The organism is Lyngbya confervoides BDU141951, assembly GCF_000817775.3.
In the GTDB taxonomy this organism is placed as follows: domain Bacteria; phylum Cyanobacteriota; class Cyanobacteriia; order Thermosynechococcales; family Thermosynechococcaceae; genus Lyngbya; species Lyngbya confervoides.
Genome location: NZ_JTHE03000044.1, coordinates 17,779 through 37,699 on the forward strand (window position 1 = coordinate 17,779; position 19,921 = coordinate 37,699).

Consider the following 19,921-nt stretch of genomic DNA (forward strand, 5'->3'; position numbering starts at 1 on the left):
TGTTTCCAAATTCAAATATACCAATTATGTCAATGTCAGCTTTCAGAAATCTTTTAATTATAAAAAATCTATGATTTTGTGATATTTGATACAGCTGATTCGGCGATTAGTCGAAATTCTAAGGATCAAGTCTTTTAAGGATTTTTCTAATTGCTCAATGACACCTAAGCTGGTCATGACATCTAAGCTGGTTCGGTTTTTAGGATCGGTGCAACTTGCTGTTCCTCTCTTGGGGGCGATCGCGGTTATTTTAATCAGCGCCACGGTTCTGGAGTCAGCGGTGGGGTCAGCGATCGTTCAGCGTTGGGTCTACCGGAGCCCTTGGTTCGGCGGGTTGATATTTCTGCTGGCCGTGAACCTGGGCCTCTCCACCGGGTCAAGATACCCCTGGCGGGGAGCCAGAAAAATTGGATTTGCCTTGACCCATACGGGTCTAATTATTTTAATTGCTGGCTCGGCGGCGGTGATCCATTTGAGTACGGAAGGCATGCTGCTGCTGCGTACCGATGGCCCGGCCCGCCAGGAGATCCGGGTTGAGGGAGACCGGTTAGAGGTGGTGGGTCCGGATCTCCGTTCTCAGCAGGCTGATATTTTTCTAAGGTCTAAGGGCACGGTGTTTCCGCAGCGGGTGGGTTCGCTCAACCTGTTGGGCTATAGCCCTGATTCAAGACAGGCGGTCTCCTTTCGACCTGGTGGATCGGTAGACAACCTCGCGGTGCATCTGCAACTGCATAGCGATCGCCTGGGGCAAACCCTAGATCCCTGGCTAGCTGTGGCTCCCCTCGGCTACGAGCAGATGGATCTTGGCCCGGCACATCTGGAGTTAAGGCAGGCGGAGAATGAAGCGCAACTACAGCAACTGACCCAAGCCCCAATCTCAGGCGGCCTGGGTCTTCTGGAACTGGGAGCGGACGCTCAGCCGTTCAAGATTGAGGATCTTCTCCACCCTGGGGTGCAGCTGTCCTCTGGAGTTCAGGTTCAGGTCAGGCAGGTGTGGCCCGACTTTCGCCTGGATGCTCAGGGAACACCGACCACGGCTTCTCCCCAGTTTTTAAATCCCGCTGTGCAGGTGCATCTCACCCAGAACTCGCTGCAGGAAGATTGGTATGTCTTTGGGCGATCGGACTTTGCGCCCATCCGCTCTGGCCATGAAATTCAACTGGCCATGACCTACCGTCCACCCACCGCCCCTGCCTCAGACTTCTTTCGGATTATTGCCACCCCTGATCAGCAGCTTTACTATGCTGCCAACTCTTCCCACGGCTTCACCACCGGCCCCCTCCCGCCGGGACAAGTTGTGGCTCCCGGTTGGGCAGACTTTCAAATTTCTGTGCTGGAGACCCTGGATCGATCGCAGATTCAGCGCGCGGTGCTTCCTGTCTTCCCTGGGGCCGAGGCGACCCCTCTCACGGTTCCGGCTATCCATTTTAGCCTGCCCACAGGCCAGGACTATTGGGCGCAATGGGGAGAGCCCCTGAAGCTGGAGAGTTCTGAGGGCCCTTACTTTCTGTATTTTGGTCCAAAACTACTGGATCTTCCCTTCTCTGTCCAACTGGATCACTTTATTGTGGAGCGCAATGAGGGCAGCGATTCGGTGGCAATGTGGACCAGTGAGGTGACCTTGCGGGAGTCGGTCTCTGCGCCGCCTCATCCGCGTCGCATTTGGATGAACCATCCCACCTGGTTTAAGGGCTGGAAGCTGGCTCAGGCATCCTGGAATCCCGGCGATTTAAGTCAATCGACCCTCCAAGTGAAGCGGGAACCGGGATGGGTGACCGCCCTGACCTGGCTGGGATCGATACTGGTGGTGGTGGGAATCGGCACCCTGTTCTATGGACGGGCGATCGCCAAAGGAATCGGGGCGGCTCCTGCCGAGCCCATTGCCCCAGACCCAGAGTCTGAACCGCAGCCTGCACCCGATGCAACGCCTGCCTGACAATAGGCTATGTCAGCTATGCGCTCTGGGCAGCACCGGGGGCCAAGGCCCTGAGGGACCGGAAATCCCATCGCTCAATTTCTCTGAACTGCCTCAGCTATCCTCATTTCAGCCTCTAATTCAGATCCTAATCCATGCAACTTTTCCACCGTGGTTCAATTCAGTTTCTCCTCGGACTCTGCCTGGGGGTCTTGGTAATCCTGGTGCCGGTTAGTCAGTTCCAGACCGACAGCCTCGATCCGCTGCGCACGCTAGCCGTTCAGATCGAGGGGCGGAAAAAGCCCTTGGACACGGTGGCGAAGGAAACCCTCCTCAAGATTCACGGCAGTCCCGATTACCGGAGCGCAACGGGCGAGCGTCAAGACTACCTGCGCACCTATCTTTCCCTGTGGTTTAACACCCGCAACTGGAATGAAGAACCCATCGTCCTCCTTCACTACCGTCCCCTGAAGGAAGCGTCTGGATTGCCCCTGACGCAAAAATATTTCAGCTTCCAAGACCTCATGGGCAATCCGGCCTTAGGATCTGTGGTCCAACAAGCCCATGCCCAGGAGACTCAGAACAAACCCCTAACGCGACTCCAGCAGGAAGCCCTCACCCTGGAAGATCGCCTGCAACTCCTGTTTGAATCCGTGGGCAACCCGCGTCTGCCCATTGTGCCGCATCCCACCGATGGGAAAGGCACCTGGGCTGGGATAGAAACGGCTACCTCCCTCTATTCCCCCGCCGCCCTTGCCCCCGCGATCGCCAAGGTCGCCATTCTGCAAGATCTGTTGTGGCAGGGGAATCACCATCCCCCCGCTGCCCTTGCCCCCGCGATCGCGCAACTGAAACAAACTCTACAGCGCCTCAGCCCAGAGGTTTATCCCTCGGCAGCCACTCTGCAGCGCGAAGTTCATTTCAATCGCTTTCATCCCTTTGCCAAGGCCTGGCGGCTTTACCTGCTTGCCTTGGGGGTCATGGTGGCGAGCCGTTGGCTGAGTCCTGGGCCTCTCTATTGGATCGCCCTGGGGCTGTTCACCGCAGGAATTGGAGTGCAAGCCTACGGGTTTCTGCTGCGGATGCAAATTGCCGGACGCCCACCCGTGACTAATATGTACGAATCGGTGGTCTGGGTGGGCTTTGGCATTGCCGCCATCGCCCTGGTGTTCGAGGGGCTTTCTCGGGCCAAGTACTATCTGCTTGCGGCTGCCCCCCTCGCTACGGTTTGCCTTCTGCTGGCCGATAGCCTGCCGGCTGTGCTCGATCCCACCATTGCCCCCCTGGTTCCAGTGCTGCGGGATAACTTCTGGCTGAGCATCCATGTGCCCACCATCGCCCTGAGCTATGCCAGTTTTGCCCTTGCCCTCGGCTTAGGTCACGTGGCCCTGGGAACCGCCTTGTTTACGCCGAAGGCAGACCAGCGATTTCGACGGCTGTCGCAGTTCAACTATCGGGTTCTGCAGGTGGGCATCCTCCTCCTCACCAGTGGCATTATCCTCGGGGGAATCTGGGCGCACTTTTCCTGGGGACGCTTTTGGGGTTGGGATCCAAAGGAAACCTGGGCGCTCATTGCGCTGCTCTGCTATTTGGTGCCGATCCACGGACGGTTGGTGGGATGGATTGGAAATTTTGGGATCAATCTGGCCAGCATCCTTTCCTTCAATGCTGTCCTCATGGCCTGGTATGGGGTCAACTTTGTGTTGGGTACGGGTCTGCACAGCTATGGATTTGGCACAGGCGGATCAGATCTGATCATTGCCGCCGTGGTGGGGGTCGATTTGCTGTTCGTGCTGCTGGTGGCAGCGCGTCACTACGGTTGGCTCTCCGCTTGGACAACATCGGAATTGTCTGGGCATTAACGGTGGTTCCAGGTCTGCCCCCATCAATCCAAGAATGGAGTTCTAAATCATGATGAAACGTCGAGACTTTATGCAGTGGGCGGGCCTGGGCTTGCTGGCGAGCTCCCTACCCGTTGCGCTGGCTGCCTGTCAATCTGATTCCACTCGATGTGTACCCATCAAGGGTGTTCAGTGGCCTGGGAATCGCCAAGCAATCAGTTTGCCTGCCCCTGTCACGGATCAATCTTTAGAACCGATGGAACGGTTAAAAACGGACCTGCGGAAGAGCCGCTGGGAACCTTTGAAGCCAAGATTGAGGCGGATCTGATCCTGGTAAAAGCAGGGTAAGGCGGAGGGGGGATTGGAGAATGCTTCCGCGCCGATCCCTGGCGGTTTGGCCCATCCCCAAGGGGGATATGCCCACAGGGCCTGAACTCTCCTGGGCTTGAACTCTCCTGGTCTTGAATAACGCAGGCTAAATGCAAAGGCTGCGGGCTAGATTCTGGGCAACTGCAAAAAAAGCCAGCCCCCCGATTTCGGGAGGCTGAGGGGTGAAGGGTCAAGCTCAGTGTGAAGCTAGCTCAGTGTGAAGCTAGCGGGTGAGGGAGGCTTGGCTCCTTGCTCACCGAATCACCTTCCACGTTAATAGCGCCGTCCACCTCCAGAGGAACTGCCGCGCCGATTATCTTCGCGAGGTCGCGCTTTATTGACTTTGATCGAGCGTCCCATCCAATCAGCGCCGTCTAGCTCCGCAATGGCTTTTTCTTCCTCCGCATCACTGCTCATTTCGACGAAGGCAAAACCGCGCTTGCGCCCTGTGTCCCGGTCAGTGGGAAGTTGCACCCGTTTGACAGAACCATATTCACCAAAAACCTCGTTGAGGTCGCCCTCTGTAGCCTCGTAGGAGAGGTTACCAACGTAAATTGACATAGAAATACCAACAGATTGAACCTCTATCTTACAACGAGAGCCTGGATCCCCCTTCGCTTCCGGCCCGAAGGCTTAACATTTCGGTACACAAGCCCTCCCTTGAGAAATTGGATTGGGCAATTTTTACCACCGCTATGCTCAAAGAGAATGGCACGGTGAGCATAAGCTTGAAACAGCCCCTCACCTGGCCCAGGACCTAGGGATGGAGTGGTATCTTCAAGGTGCCTGGAATGATAAGCCTTCTCCCGTTAAGGATGGAGGTCAGGAATTAAGGTGATTTTGGCTGAATCTTAGCCTCTAAAGCTCCTAATCGGCTCTTTAACTCTTGATTTTCTTTCTTCAGACTGTCCAGTTCCTCCTGAATCTTCTGCTGATTCTCTTGGGGATCCATGGCCCGCTGCACTTTTTGAATGGCCTCATCTGCCAAGCGCCGGACCCGTCCATCGGGGGTTTGGGCAGAAAGCGATCGCAACCCCGTCACCGCCTTTGGGGTAGTCAGTTTCCCTAAGGCGGCCACCACCGCCACCTGGGTGAGAAAAAACGGTTCGTTGGCCAGATGGGACAGGGTTTGGAGGATTCGATCTAGATTCGCCTCCCTTTGGCCGGCGGCAATCCCGCCCAGGCCGCGAATCGCCGCCAGTCGCAGGGGCTGGGGCGTTCCTACCTGGGTATATTGCAACAGTAGGGTAAGGGCGGGTTCTGATTGGGTCATGTGGGCCAAGCCCGCGATCGCGCCGCAGCGGACCACCTCATTCCAGCCCTGGCGATCCTGCAGGGCTGTTTGCAACAGCTCGATAGCGGTGCCCTCTTCGGGGTGATCCAAAATTGGGTTGGCGGCGAGTTGCCCCACTCCCGTCAGGGCCGCAGCTTCCACGTAGTAGCTGGCATCTCCCCGTTGGGCAATGGGGGCGATCAGCTCGTAGCATTCTCCATGGCCTAGCTCGGCGATCGCCTCTACCACGGATCGCCGCACTCGCGCCTCTGGATCCTTGAGGCCTTGCTTTAAGGCCGCTACCGCTTGATCGAGCTTTAAGGTTGGGATTTGAGTGGCGACCTCTGCCCGCACGCCCCAAAAGGGATCGCTGACCAGGGCGGTTTCCAGCGCCTTCAGGGCTTTGAGCCCGCCTTTTTTAGCCAGGGCCTCCGCAGCGTAGATGCGCGATACGGGGTCTGGGTCGAACTGTAGCTGGGCTGCTAGTTCCGCAAACTCATACTCCAGCGTCAGGGTTTTGAGGGTCGGGTTTCCCACATCAAAGCTGATAAAGGCGGGCTTTTCGGCAAGGGCAAAGTAGAAGCTCTGCTCTGCCTCACGGACTTTCACGGGAAAGGTTTGTAGGGATTGAAAAGCCTGATCGCTCACAGAGCCAAAGCCAAGCTGCAAGGTTAGATCAAATAAATCCTGCTGCAGGCCGTTTTGATCTGACTTCGCCTGATTCTGTTTGATGGTGACCTGGGCCATTTTGTGATCACTATCCCAGCGGTAGGACACCTGATAGTCGGGATGTCCCCCCCGATAGAGGTACTGATCAAATAAAAAGAGAAGATTGCGACCTGTGGCCTCCTCAATGGCTCGCAGCAGGTCCACCGTTTCCACCGTTTGATGGGCGTTCTCCTGGACAAACCGATGCATTGCTTTCCAAAACAGATCCTCGCCCAGATTATGGCGAATCATGTGGTAAATGCAGGATCCTTTTTCGTAAAGATGGCGATCGTACAGCTCAATGGCTGCTCGGTAGATGTGGGTGACCACCGGGCGGCGATAGCGAGTTTTATCTTCACTCAGGTAGTTGCGGGCTTCCCGGAGCCGATAGTAGGCTGCTTCATCGGGGCCATATTCCTGCTCGGTCCACATCACCTCTGAGTAGGAGGCCATCCCTTCCTTAATCCAGGCATGGGACCAGTGCTTAATCACCACCAAATCGCCAAACCACTGGTGCGCCAGTTCGTGGGCGACTAAGGTTTCCGTGGATCGGTTGTCGAGGGCGGCGCGTTCGTCGAGGAGGCAGCGATCGGTGAGCAAGGTGGTGGAGGTGTTTTCCATGCCCCCAAAGATAAAATCATCCACACAGATCTGGGCGTACTTGGGGTAGGCATAGTCATAGCCGTAGGCGTTGCTAAAGAACTCGATCATGCGCGGGGTCTTCCCCATGCTGATCCGCGCCGATTCCTCTAAGCCCGGTGCTACGTAGTAGGTCACGGGCACCGTGCGATCGCCACGGGTCCATTCATCCCGGAGTTCTACAAACTGCCCTACCGCCAGGGTCATCAGGTAGGTGGGATGCACCTGCTGCTGTTTCCAATGGAAAATTTGCTCATTGCCATCGCAGATCGTTTCCAAGAGTTCGCCATTGGAGATGGCCCGGTAGCCCTGGGGAACTTTGACCCGCACCTCGGAGGTGGCCAGCTGTCCTGGATAGTCAAAGCAGGGAAACCAGTAGCGGGAGTCCTCATCTTCGCCCTGGGTCCAAACTTGGGTTGGCTTTTCTGGATAGTCTGAACTGGGCGCAATAAAGTAAAGTCCTCGCTGGGGATGATCGAGGGAATAGTCAATGCTGAAGGTCAGCGCCTTTCCAGCTTGGGTGGGCTGACTCAGGGGAATGGTCAGGTGATGGCCATCATAGTCGTAGTCCTGCGGGTGTTTGTCGACTTTGACCGCTTGAATGTTGAGATTAACTGCGTCCAGGGTGACGGAGGCAATGCCGTCCCGGATGGGGTTGAGGCGAAGGTGACAGGTGCCTGCACAGTGCTGCTGTGGAATATCCAGCGCTAGATCTAAAAAAATATGCTCCACTTGACCAGGGCGATCGGGCACGTAGTTGGGTTTAGCCCCTGGGAGTTCAAAGCGGTTGGGTTGATTGTCCAATTGCATGGCGTTCATCAAAGTTCTTTTGGGTGGGTTCTGGCTAAGATCTGGTTGGGTTCTGGCTGGGGTTTGGGGCTTAGTTTTGCTGTAAACCGACACAAAAGCGCCCCAGGGTCGCCTGCTGGGTTTTGGCCTGGGTTGCGGCAATATTCTTAAGATTTTTCATAAAGCTGATCAGACCGCGCGTTTTTGACCCGTCCGTGGCCTCGTCACGATCGCTCTCCCAGCTCCAGGAGTCCCACCAGTCCGGCTCTTGGAAGTCCGTTACCACGGCATCTACCTGGTACTTATAGATCCCCGGCATCTCCTGCAGGGCTGCAGGGTCAATGACCGTTTCCAGTCTCAGCTGCTGATCCCCGTTCAGGCTCAGATTTTCAAAGGAGAAGGCGTTTTGAAGATTTGGATCCTCACTTTTATCTATAAATTTCTTTTCGAACTTATCAAAGTAGGCAATTTGATAGTTGAACTGGATCGATGCTGGATCAATGGGGACCGCGAAGGGCGAAGCTTGGATCGGAATTTGATAGTCAATGCGCTGGGGAGTGGCTGAGGAGGACAGCTCGAACAGCTCGGTTTGATCAGGATTGGGCTCTTCTAAGGACACGTTCCCATCATTGAGCGATCCAGGTTGACTCAAGTCCCCCGTATCGGGCACGGATTGAGGACGATTGAAATGAGCCAGGGTCTTCACCACTTGGGCGGGAGTAAAGAGGGAAATATTCGCCTCCGCCATGGGGTTGCCGCCGTCTTTTTTCAGGGCCTGGAGGTAAAATTCCACCTCAGTTTGCGGCCCCATGAGCAAAATATAAAAGGGGCGATCGGCGGAGCCGCCGTCGGCGGGATAGGGGTAGGGACTGCCGCCATCGACGGGGTAAACCCGCCCTGAATAGTCGCTGTTGATGCCGATCACGGCGATCGCACTCTGGGGATAGTTAGGGCCAAAATACATCCCCTGAATTTTTTTCAGCAGGCGGGTATTGTCGCCCTCGTCCATATTAAGATCGGTCACCAACACCAGCATCTGGTCGGCTGCTGCCTCATCCTCGGCTCGCACGATGGCCTGGTCCAGGTTACTGGTGACGGGTGGAAAGGCGGGGTTGCTGCCATCGTAAAAATCAGGATTTTTGGCCTTGCGAAACTGAGAGGCGCTCATGGCTTGGGTGGGGGCATGGGAGCGGAAGAACTGGGTTTCTGGCATCCCCCGCTGGCCTGGGGTCAGGGAGAAGGTATTGTAGATCAGCTCAATGGTTTGAATATATTCACTGTTGGGATTGCGGGGCGAAACATAGCCCAGCATAGATCCAGATCCATCCACATGAACATTGGCTGCAACGGTTGCAGGAGCTGATTGGGAAGCGCGTTGGGTTAGGTCGCAGTCCAGATTCTCCACGGCCACCCCGCAGCCGCCCAGGGGAATGAGGCCTAGGCTGGCGACCAGCAATCGTGCGATGCTTTGGTTCATGCTGGGGATAGGGCTGCCTTGACTCCGTCCTTTTATCGATCTCACGCTTACTCTTAAATGCACGTCTGGGGGCTGAGTTTGAATTCTATGCATAAACTTCTCGGTTAATCCCCAGGCCGGGGACCGCACGACATAGACGCTTGTCCCTGGGGCAGGGGAATGGCTGCCAGAATACCCCAACAATACTTCCCTCCGATTCAATAGGCAATGAAGCCAGCACGAAATGCTGGACAGCCATCAACCGCGAACTCATGGCGACAGATCACTTTCTTGGCTGCCAGAGGATAATTGTGGCCTAAAGGTCAGCCAAATCTTAATCTTCGCTACAAATACAGCGGTTTTTCAAGGCTATCCCTTAGAATTGATTTCCGTATGCCGACGAAACGGTAAAGGTATAGTGTAGACCGTAACCTTTTACAAAGTTTTAAAAGTTTTACATCAAAGCTTTAACATTTGCGTCGGAACCTGTGACTTTTTCTTGCACGTTATGAAAACAAGTGAACTAATTCGCGTCATTGGTCTAACGGTGGTGGGTGGGGTTTTAATGTTTGTCCTGCAGCCAGCCCTCTATACTAATCGACTCATTCGCATTTCTGATTTGCAAGGAAAAGTGGATGCCTGGGTGAGCAATTACTACATGCCGGGGGCGCTGACGGTCTTTCTGGCTTCCGTGGTGGCTCTCGTGATTTGGCTGGTGAGCAATCGCTTTTCCAAGGCCCATCGCGCTGACGAAGTGGACCGCTGGCGGATTATCTGGTGGCTAGTGGGCCTCATTCCGGTTCTGGCCATTCTCGCGGCAATTTTTCTGTTTAAGGGCAGCGATGGTGCCCTTCCCTCCCTAACGACCTTTTTTGTGCTGGATGGTCTCTGGCTCTACTGGCTAACCACCGTGACCAGCACCCCCTTCCCCTTTACGTATCTGCCCCCCTTAGCCCCCCAAATTCGCGGTTTGATAGGAGCCTAGGCAATGTCCATTTATCTCATCGGTATTGGTGGTACCGGGTCAAAGTGTATTGAATCGCTGGTTTACCTGGCCTCCTTAGGAATTTTTGGTCCTTCGCCCTTGCGGGTAATGTACGTTGACCCCGATGAAACCAACGGCAACCTGGAGCGTAGCCGGAATGCCCTGAACCTGTACCAGAAGTGCTACAGCATCATGGGGGGCGTCAAGGCAGATTGTGCCTGGATGCAAACCCCCATTGAATCGTTTGATATCTGGTCTCCCTTTGGGGATCACACCGCTAAAAAGGAGCTGAAGGATTGCTTCCACTACAGCACCTTGAAATCCAGCCATCCTGCCCTGGGAAACCTGTTTGATGTTCTCTACACCAAGGAAGAGCGCGAAGCCAATCTGGATGTGGGCTTTCGGGGAAGGCCGGCCATTGGATCGGCGGTCATGAGTCGGGTTGATTTAGATCGCCTGGATCAAGCTCCTTGGGGGCAGTTCATCGAGTCCATCAAGGCAGATGCGGGCGGCGGTAGCCGAATCACGAAGGTTTTATTTTGCGGGTCGATTTTTGGGGGGACTGGTGCTTCGGGGTTGCCCACCTTGGCCAGGCTTCTGGCCAATAAGCTAGAGAAGCTGAATGTGCGCGATCGCGTGCAAATTGGCGCAGTTTTAACCCTCCCGTACTTTGGCTTTTCTCCCCCTGCGGGCCAGGATCCCAATGAGGTCTACGCTAAATCGGAGCAGTTTTTACTCAATTCTGAGGCGGCCCTGCGCTACTACGGCATTCAGGCGAAGGGCACCTTTGATGTGACCTACCTGTTGGGGAACCAAACCCTATCACGGGTGGACTTTAGCGTGGGCAAAAACTCTCAGCGCAATGAGGCCCATTTTGTGGAGCTGTTTGCAGCTCTGGCGGCTCGTCACTTTTTGCAATACCCAGGTGAACCCTCCAACGCGGTGATTGTGGCGAGCCGAGCCCAGCCGGGTCGCCTGAACTGGATGGATTTGCCAGAGTGTAACGTGGTGAAGCCTGAATTTGTGAATGCCGCCCGGTTTGCCTATGCCTGGTTGGCAGACATTTCGCTAGAACTGGCCCAGGCGCGCCAGGTTGGGATGGACAAGGCGCGGCGCGGCGCCCCCTGGCTAGAGCGCTACTTTAATCCAAATCCCAAACGCGAAGGACAGCTTCCCAATCTGGATCAGGTGGATCAGCAGGCAGCGATCGCCATTTTCGATGATTGGTGCAGCGCCTTTCTGCGCTGGATTTATGCGGTGCATCAGTGCGAATCCGAAGCGGTACATCTGTTTAACACCAGCATCTTGGGATCCGTCAATGGCGAATTGCCCGAGGCCTTGTCCCTGAAGGCAGATAACCTGCCTAATCTGGTCTATGGTGATGATCGCGATCGCACTCGCCAAGCCCAGGACACCATGATTCAGCTGAAGCGCAATCTCATGGCCATTGCCCCCCAGCCGCCGAATACGGGCGTGACGGGTCTGGCCAAAGCACTGTATTTAGTATGTCGGCTCTAGGAGACGTGGATGAGTTTTTTGATCCTGCCCCAACTCAAAACCGATAGCGATATTCGGCCCAGTGATGACTGCGGTAAATGGGATGTGCAGCAAAACGGCACCTTTTTAAATTTGGCCTCCAGTTTGGACTACAAAGCACCCGGGCAGTCTCGCAGCATCAGTGCTGTTCCTTCCATGTGGGCTAGACCCCTCACCCTGGAAATGGCCCTCCACAATCCCAACTACCCCATCCGCGAGGAACTGGTGGAGCAGTGGCAGGGGATGCTAGCGGCGATCGCCCTAGCGGAGGTGCGGGGATTTCCCCTGAAAGCCCAGCTGGTGGAGTTAGGGGACTTGGCTGGGGAGAATGACTTTGCCGATGCGCTGTTTGAGCTGACCCCCTTTGCTCTCAATACGCTCTACACCCTTCAGGGCAAAAAGCCCTGGCAGGATGTGTACGTATTTTTGTGGGAAGACCAGCCTGTGGGGATGAGCAGCCCCAGTACCCTGGTGGTGCCTTCCGAAGATGGTAAGTGGGGGGATTTACCCTGGTGGAATGGGCGCACCAAACGGTTAACCGCGCCCCACCCCCACCTGAACGAAACTGAAAAGGCGCTCTTTTGGCGCTGGCTGGAAAATCTCCGGCTGGTGTTAACCCAGCATCGCGGGGCTCCGGCGGCCATTAACCGCATGAGTGAGCTGGTGGATAACTTCCGCAACGGCCTTTTGGAGAGACCGCCGGAGCAGGGGCTCAGCCTGAGCGATGACCAGCAGTTTTTTGGCGTGGCCCTCAATCGCGGCACCCTAGAGGCCTTGAATCGACCGGTGAAGCCGGAGGAGCAGCCTTCCTGCGTCCGGCTCATTCCCAGTCGCGATCGCCACAGCAAGGCGCTGCCGCTGATCTTGATTGATCCCGACATTGCGCGCGCCTGGAACTATCCAGCCCAAAATATCTGGATCCACGAGGGTAAAACCCTGGCATCGTTAAATCTAGAGGATTTACGCAGCGGTAGGCTGGCCTGGACTGCGGTGCGCTATCTAGAAACCCCGGATTTATTCCTGCAAGACTTTAAATTTATTGACCTAGACAACGCCCTACCCGGTGCCTACCTCCCAGAGGGGGCGCCGATTACCTTTAACGGCAAAAAGGTCACCCCGCTGTTACCGCTCAACCCGATTCTGCTGGACTACTTTACCCCCGAGGATCTAATGCAGCGGCTGAAGCTGCAGCCCATTAGCGGTGAGGGACCCATGGTGCGGGTTACCTTAGATCTGCCCTTATCTGGCGTGGCGCAGGATGAGTCGCGTCCCCAAAACTATCGGGTGGTGAAGGATTATCCCATTCTGGAAGAGCATTCCATCCATGAAGTCCCGGTTCTAGAAATCTGGCCGCATTTTCGGGCTACAGGCTGGCAGGACTACTATGCCTTTTACTATGACGCTGAATATGGCGAGGAAACGTTCCAGGTGAATGTGCCCGGCAGCCGGGAGCCCCACCTGTTTCAAGAAGGGCGCGGACTGTATCAAGTCTCGCGATCTGCGGAATTTCCGGGCTATATCTGTGCCCAAGATAGCCAACGCCAGACGATTGGATTAATTTTACTGCGCACTCCTCCACTGGTTTCCCAGGGGGGGCACTGGACGGTGGGGGTTGATTTTGGCACATCTTTTACCAATGTCTATATTAACCAGCGAGGTGTGGTGAATCCATTGCCCATGGAAAATTTACACCTCAAGGTTACCGAGGTGCCCAACGACACGCGGGTTCCAGTGCTGTTTGAATATTTTGTGCCGGAAAAATTCATTCCGCTGCATCAGCCTTTGCCCCTCTCCAGCGTGCTGACCACGCGCGGCAAAACCAACATTCCCGCTGGTAAGGAGCGGGCCATCTACGATGGTCGCATCTATGTTCCAGACCTGAGTACCTTCCAACCCAACGAGAATTGGATTGAAACAGACCTCAAGTGGCGCAATCTCATTCCAAACCGCCTGTTTTTGCAGCATCTGGCGCTGTATGTCAGCGCGATCGCGGCCAATCAAGGGGTGCAGTCGATTCAATGGTCGCTGTCCTATCCCTCGGCCTTCTCCAAAGGAGACTGCACTCGCTATGCTCAGAACTGGCAAACCATTACCGAGGAACTGGTTAAAATTACCGGACTCGATCACCAGTGTCCTTCCCTAACGGATTCCGACTTTTTCCGCACGGAAAGCCTAGCGCTCGCTCAGTATTTTGCCGACCAAGAGGATCACGATTTGGTGCGCAGCACCTGCATTGACATGGGAGGGGGCACCTCCGATATTTCCATTTGGGAAGATAACTGTCTGGTGCATCAATGTTCGGTGCAGTTGGCGGGACGGGACCTATTTTCCCAGTTTTTAGAAATGAACCCGAAATTTTTAATCCAGCTGATGGAGCAGGAAAGTCGGGATTGGCAGGGCCTAAAAGAAGATAAGTTTAACGTCAAGCTAGATGTCTGGATGCGCCGCGAAAGTGAGTCTTGGTTGAAGCTCAAGCGGGCCTTTGTGGAAGAGGATGAACAGTTTCGGGGGCTCTTGCGGCTGATGGCCGTGGGAGTAGGAGGACTCTACTTCTACGTGGGCAAACTTTTAAATGTGCTCCATGCCGAGGGGAAGTACAGCAGTAATGAAATTACTCCGGTTTATCTGGGGGGAAACGGATCGCGGCTGCTCAACTGGCTGGCCATCGGCGGACAGTTTGATCGCCATTCAGAGGTGAACTTCTTGCTGAGTCGGATGTTGAGCTGCGGGTCAGAATTTACCGATACCGAAGAACTCACGCGGTTGAGTAGCCGTCCCAAGGATGAAGCTGCCTGTGGCCTGGTGTTAAGCAGCACCAGGCTCACGGGGCTGAGTCGACGCACTAGAGATCCGGTGATTGCTGGAGAAGACTGCACGGTGAATGGAGTTCCCGTCCTCTGGAAGGAGCGCCTGGAGTTTGAAGATGAGGTGCAAAACTTCGAGATTCCGGCCCTGGTACAGTTGCCCCAGTTTCTAGATGAAATGAACCTGGCACTGCGTGAGCTGGAGGTAGATGGACTGACTCCTATGCCTCAGTTTAAGCCGCGAGTGGGGCTGGAGGAAAGGTATAAAGAATTACTCTGGCGTGCGACTGAGCGGGAGCTACGCAGTATGCTGCTGAACATTAAGGGAGAAAGTCGCAATATTCGTCTAGAACCGCCGTTTATTCTGGGCTTGAAGGCGTTGCTGCGGGTGCTGGGGAAAGAGTGGGCCGGGAAGTGAGGAAATCATGGTAGGACAACCCCGAAAATGCGACATCTGTGGCTTGATGAATCCCGGCGAGTACCGCGACTGTCAGCAATGTGGCTGGAATTTGCGACTCCAGCATTCCCACGAGGCGATCGCAGCAGCAAAGCAGCAATGGGAACAAATGCGTTGGATTAACACCCTAGAATTCCCTCTATCGTCAGCTTCGGAGGTCCAGCTTCCAAGCCTGCCCGATAGACCCTCCACTTTCTCTTTAAGACCCAAACCATCTCCCCAGCAAAACTATAGAAATCTGAAAGTCTTTATCGAGCAAGTTGTCGCTCAGACTTTGAACTCCCAACCCACGCCTCGTCCACCGAACACCTATCTGCAACTGGATCCAGAGGCATCTCCTCTCCACCGCCAGAATGAGGTGATGAGGGAGTACTCAGAACTCCAGGCAAAGTTTGAAACTCTAAAGCAGGCGATCGCCCAAGACCGCGAAACAGTACAGACCTTTCGATCCAGACTAGAACAGCTTGAGCGCATTCCACCACAGCCCCACATCTATTCGACGGATCTGCAAGCCCTCTGGATTGAACAAGTGAGTCAAAAATATGAGGAGCGAGTCCAGCATCTTGAGCAAAAACTTCAGGAGCATGGACAGTGGATGCAAATGATTTACCAGGAATATTTAGAGGTCAGTCGTCAGTTGCAGTCCTCTTTTAGACATAGGCCCTCTGAGGTTGCTGCAGCTCAGAATGAGGCCGTTTCTGAACCGGAGGATAAGCACGCTTCGGTGACTCAACAATCTGCCATCAAGGTACCAGAGGTTCTCAGTCCAGTTGAGCAAGCCATCGTTAGCCAGTACAACAAGAGTGCCAGCCATTATGCTAAGCAGTCCACAGAGGTTTCGGAAACCGAAGAAAGTCAGAGTAACCGCCGCTTAGGCGATCCGGGTCTGGTGAAGTTTGAAAAAAAAGGGCGGGGCAACTATTGGATTATCAGTGAGAGTAATCGTGAATACCTGGTGCCCAGCCAGCGCATTCGCATTAACGAACATAACTACAAAACCATCGAAGTGATTTTTGCTTGCCACAATTATCATCCGGGTGGATCTCAGGACTTTGTGCTGAGAAAGCCCGCGACCGTGGCCGCACTGCCGGGCGGCAACCAATGGCAGTTAGAGACTCCAGGCATTATTGATTTTCAGGGGCCATAACCCAAGGGAGGTGTAAAAATGGCGCGATCGCACTTTAAAGTCACATGGGGGGTGATTCTGTTGAGCGTAGGTATGGGATACCTTTCCCCAACCCTTGCCCAGTCTCCCTCCCCCAATGCTTCGCCTTCCCCCAGTCCATCGCCCTCTCCCGCTGCCGCCACCGCCAGTCCGTCCCCTTCACCCTCAGGAGAATCGCCTGGTGAACCCCAATTGGCAACCCTCACCCAGAAAGTCTCCCGGCTTCCGTTGCTGATGGTGATTTTAGATGCGGCCTTGATGGTGATTGCTCTGTCGACAATGGCGATCGCCCTGCGAGTTTGGCTGTCTGCCCCTCAGCGATCGACCGCTGAGGCTGTTGCCGCTAGCTCCTCTCAACTGACGCGAGAGATTGCCCAGCTCAATCACCTGATTACCCAGCTCAACACCACCCACACGCAGCAGCTCAAGCCTCTATCGAAGACCCTGGATCCCTTGACGACGATTGCCACGGCATTGGGCCACTTGCACTCAGACCTTCAAGACCTCAAGCAGGTTTTGAAGCCCCCGGTAAACGCCCCTGAGCAAAGCAATATAGCGGTTTCTAGCAGGGTCGACAACCGCTGGGATGCTCTGCAGGCCTTTGATCCCACCCAGACAAAAGATGGAGATTACCTGCAATCTAGCCTTCAGTTGTTGAAAGACTATAACGATTTTCCCCAAGGGTTGACCCAATATATTGAAGTGGCGGAAACGGAAGAGAGTCAATCCTATAGTCGATTGGGCGAGACGAATAAGGCCATAGAACTGGTTAAGCGCGATCGCGGCAACTACTGGGTTGTGAGTGAAGCCGGACGAGATTATCTAGTGCCCAAGGAAAACTTAAAAATCAACACCCACAACCTCAACACGGTGTCTCGTCTTTTTGAATGCCTGCACTATCATTCTGGAAGCCAGGAGTTCCGCCTGATTGAGCCAGCCCAGGTATCTGCGCTGAAGGCCAACGAAGTTTGGATTTTGGAGAAGCCAGGTGTTTTAGAGTTTCGGTAGGCTATACAAGTGAGTTGAGCGGAGCCTTTGCTGTGTCTTCTAAGCCCCCCCTGGAAAGTTCCTACGAGCAATTTTTGGAGCTTTACAACAGTGTTCCTCAAGTTTTGTCTGCTTATGCTGTAGCCGTTAGCGAAACGGCTGAGAGCTACCAGGAAAAAAGGGAGGAAGGGCTGCTATTTCAGGCTGACCTACGCGGGAAACTTTGGATCATTCAGTTACGATCTCCTGAATCAGAGCTGGAATGGCACCTGGTACCCTGTACAACTTCAAACTTCAACCCCAAGCGAATCCGTGCCTATCGGTACCTCTTTCAGGTTGAAGGTGAGATTCCTCATCCCCACAGCTCCTACTTTCTAGTGAAAGCTGCCCAGGTGATTCTTTTGCCTGATGGTCAAACCTGGCAACTGAAACAGTGTGGGATGCTGCAAGGCGAAGCGCGGTCATCGAAATCTCTAACCTCCCTCAATCAACAGGTTGCAGATCTAGAGAAACGAAACCGACAGATTGAGCAACAAATCCAGAGGCTTTCAGGTCTGGAAACGCAAAATCAACAGATCGAGCCGAAGATTCAGAAGATTACGGATATAGAAGCACAAAGCCGACAGATCAAGCCACAGCTTCCGGCAGATCTTGCTCTCGCCGCCAAACCTGAAGTCCAGCCTTCCGGCGTAAAACTCATTCGCAATGAAGATTCACATGACAACAAGCCAGCTTGGACATTAGCGAGCTGCCTTGAAACATCAGATTGTTTTCTGCCAGACTTTAAATTCATTGATCTCGAAAATGCTTTGCCGGGCGCATATCTGCCCAAGGGTGAACCGATCACATTCAAGGGCAAACTGGTGACGCCGCTTCTGCCGCTTAATCCAGTTCTACTGGACTACTTTACCCCTAAAGATTTAGTCAGGAGGCTAAAGCTTCAGCTTTTGGGTAATGAGGGTCTGATGGTGCGAGTCACTTTAGACCTGCCATCAAGTGTAGTGGATAATGACTCGCGCCTCGAAATCTACAAGGTAACAAAAGACTATCCACTTCTGGAAGAAAACTCTATCCATGAAGTCCCAGTTCTGGAGATTTGCCCCCATTTTCGTACAGCGGACTGGCAGGATTACTATGTCTTTTATTACGACGCAGAATATGGGGGTGACACATTTCAAGTGTATATTCCAGGAAGTCAGCGGGTTAACCACTTTCAAGAGGGAGATGGACAATACCAGATTGCTAATTTAACAGAATTTCCGACTTGCATTCGTGCCTTAAATAGTAAAGAACAAACCATTGGCCTTATTTTGCCTTTAACCCCAGATCTCATTGAACCCTATCGATCTTGGACTGTTGGGGTTGATTTTGGAACCTTCCGCACGAATGTTCACATTAATCAAGATGGGCGTATTCAGCCGTTGCCACTGGCAAATCTGAACCTGAAAATCACCGAGGTACCCAACGATACACGTATTCCGGTCCTGTTTGAATATTTTATCCCCGAGTACTTCGTTCCCTTGGCTAAACCATTACCCTTACAGAATGCTCTAACCACAAGAGGAAAGCCCCATTCAAACTCGAGCAAAGAGCAGGTCATCCTTGATGGTCGAATCTATATTCCAGACCTGAGTACCTTCCAACCCAACGAGAATTGGATTGAAACGGATTTAACCGGCAATCCCACATCTCTGCGTCTTTTCCTACATCATTTAGCCCTGCTCATTAGTGCAAATGCTGTTAGGCAGGGCATTGCAAATATTCAGTGGTCCCTATCGTACCCTTCGACATTTTCTGTCAGAGACCGTATTCGTTTTGCTCAAATGTGGCAAGTTATCTCTGAAGAACTCTCAGAAAGCACTGGCCTTCAATATCAATGCCCTAAGTACGATGATGTCATTCACCTGCGCACCCAGAGCTGGGCACTTGCCCAATATTTCGTGAATTTTCAAGGGCAGGAGTTTGCAACTAGAACCTGTATTCATATAGAGGATTTAATCTCTAGCATTTCTATTTGGGAAGATAACCGTTTAGTCAGTCAATGTTCACTGCAATTGGCGGGACGGGATTTATTTGCACAATTTTTAGCAATGAATCCTGACTTTTTTCTACGGTTGATGGAGCAGGAAAGCCGCGATTGGAAGAAACTCAAAGCAGATGATTTTTACTTGCGTCTTGACGTTTGGATGGGTCGAGAAAGTGAACAGTGGTTAAGGCTCAAGCGAGTTGCTGCGGGAGAAGATGAACAATTCCAGGGGTTATTACATTTGATGATTGTCGGATTTGGGGGACTATACTACTACGTTGGCATGTTGCTTAAGAAGCTTGCCACTCAAGGCAGGTATAGATCCGATAAGATACCAGCAATGTTCCTGGGCGGGCATCAATCATCCCTACTACATTGGCTTGCGCCTAACGGGGCGTTTAGCAGCGGTTCAAAGGTGAATTTATTGCTGAGTCGGATGCTAAGTGCTGGGGCAGAGGTCGCTGATACAGAATCACTCACATTCTTAAGTACCTGTCCACTAGATGATGTTGCTTTGGGCTTAGTTTCAAATCGAACAACGCTCGAAAAGTTGAACTATGGAGCTAGAGACTTAGTCATTGCGGGGGAAGATTGCAGGGTGAATGGAAAAGAGGTTTCTTGGCAAGAATTTCTTCAGATTGAAGAAGAAGTACGCAGGTTTCAGATTCCGATCCTATTCCGACTTCCCCACTTTCTAGGCAGCATGAATCGGGCACTTGAGGAGCTAAGTATCGAAGGTCTAAAGCCTCAACCCTATTTCCAACCTCGAAGTCGCTCAGACGAATACCAAGAATATATCTGGAAAAAGGTGCATCTTGAGTTGTACAGGAGCTTGCCAAGCTTTACTGAAGAGAATCACCGTTTACAGTTTAACCCACCCTTCATTTTAGGCTTGAAGGCTCTGCTGCGAGTTTTAGGACAAGAGTGGGTCAACAGATAAGCATTTTGGGAATTTAATTAAGCAAATTTAG

At 53.4% G+C, this 19,921-nt stretch carries 12 protein-coding genes; 9 read left to right on the forward strand and 3 right to left on the reverse strand.

The features are described 5' to 3' along the window. Positions 1 to 175: 175 nt before the first annotated feature. The 3 genes from QQ91_RS07180 to QQ91_RS07190 all read left to right on the forward strand — a co-directional run bounded on the left by QQ91_RS07180 (position 176) and on the right by QQ91_RS07190 (position 4,104). Positions 176 to 1,936 (forward strand): cytochrome c biogenesis ResB family protein, encoded by a 1,761-nt coding sequence (locus QQ91_RS07180; protein WP_166274461.1) that lies wholly within the window; start codon positions 176 to 178, stop codon positions 1,934 to 1,936. Between the two features lie 134 nt (positions 1,937 to 2,070). Continuing rightward, positions 2,071 to 3,777, forward strand: coding sequence for a cytochrome c biogenesis protein (locus tag QQ91_RS07185; protein WP_166274472.1), 1,707 nt, complete (start codon positions 2,071 to 2,073; stop codon positions 3,775 to 3,777). A 147-nt stretch (positions 3,778 to 3,924) separates the two neighbouring features. Beyond that, entirely contained in the window at positions 3,925 to 4,104 is a 180-nt protein-coding gene (locus QQ91_RS07190) for a QcrA and Rieske domain-containing protein (protein WP_236095849.1), read from the forward strand. Positions 4,105 to 4,398: 294 nt separating this feature from the next. Here the strand turns inward: QQ91_RS07190 and rbp are convergent, their stop codons facing one another. The 3 genes from rbp to QQ91_RS07205 form a co-directional block, all read right to left on the reverse strand. Next, the gene (gene rbp, locus QQ91_RS07195; protein ID WP_166274474.1) at positions 4,399 to 4,686 is read right to left on the reverse strand and encodes an RNA-binding regulator; all 288 of its coding nucleotides are present in this window, start codon (positions 4,684 to 4,686) and stop codon (positions 4,399 to 4,401) included. A 268-nt stretch (positions 4,687 to 4,954) separates the two neighbouring features. Continuing rightward, entirely contained in the window at positions 4,955 to 7,555 is a 2,601-nt protein-coding gene (locus tag QQ91_RS07200; protein ID WP_349306858.1) for a M1 family aminopeptidase, read from the reverse strand. 70 nt (positions 7,556 to 7,625) lie between these two features. Then, complete coding sequence (locus tag QQ91_RS07205) at positions 7,626 to 9,011, reverse strand: hypothetical protein (RefSeq protein WP_166274478.1); 1,386 nt, start codon at positions 9,009 to 9,011, stop codon at positions 7,626 to 7,628. Positions 9,012 to 9,498: 487 nt separating this feature from the next. Between QQ91_RS07205 and QQ91_RS07210 the strand changes: the two genes are divergently transcribed. From QQ91_RS07210 to QQ91_RS07235, 6 genes are all read left to right on the forward strand, one after another. Next, positions 9,499 to 9,975 (forward strand): hypothetical protein, encoded by a 477-nt coding sequence (locus QQ91_RS07210; RefSeq protein ID WP_166274480.1) that lies wholly within the window; start codon positions 9,499 to 9,501, stop codon positions 9,973 to 9,975. Positions 9,976 to 9,978: 3 nt separating this feature from the next. Further along, the gene (locus tag QQ91_RS07215; protein ID WP_166274482.1) at positions 9,979 to 11,493 is read left to right on the forward strand and encodes an FtsZ/tubulin family protein; all 1,515 of its coding nucleotides are present in this window, start codon (positions 9,979 to 9,981) and stop codon (positions 11,491 to 11,493) included. A gap of 9 nt (positions 11,494 to 11,502) precedes the next feature. Then, complete coding sequence (locus tag QQ91_RS07220; RefSeq protein WP_166274484.1) at positions 11,503 to 14,733, forward strand: cell division protein FtsA; 3,231 nt, start codon at positions 11,503 to 11,505, stop codon at positions 14,731 to 14,733. 7 nt (positions 14,734 to 14,740) lie between these two features. Beyond that, positions 14,741 to 15,919 carry a hypothetical protein gene (locus tag QQ91_RS07225; protein ID WP_166274486.1) on the forward strand — a complete coding sequence of 393 codons (1,179 nt, stop codon included), beginning with the start codon at positions 14,741 to 14,743 and terminating at the stop codon, positions 15,917 to 15,919. 72 nt (positions 15,920 to 15,991) lie between these two features. After that, positions 15,992 to 16,945 (forward strand): hypothetical protein, encoded by a 954-nt coding sequence (locus QQ91_RS07230; protein ID WP_250833284.1) that lies wholly within the window; start codon positions 15,992 to 15,994, stop codon positions 16,943 to 16,945. A gap of 32 nt (positions 16,946 to 16,977) precedes the next feature. Then, positions 16,978 to 19,890 (forward strand): DUF3450 domain-containing protein, encoded by a 2,913-nt coding sequence (locus QQ91_RS07235; RefSeq protein WP_166274488.1) that lies wholly within the window; start codon positions 16,978 to 16,980, stop codon positions 19,888 to 19,890. The last annotated feature ends 31 nt before the right edge of the window (positions 19,891 to 19,921 follow it).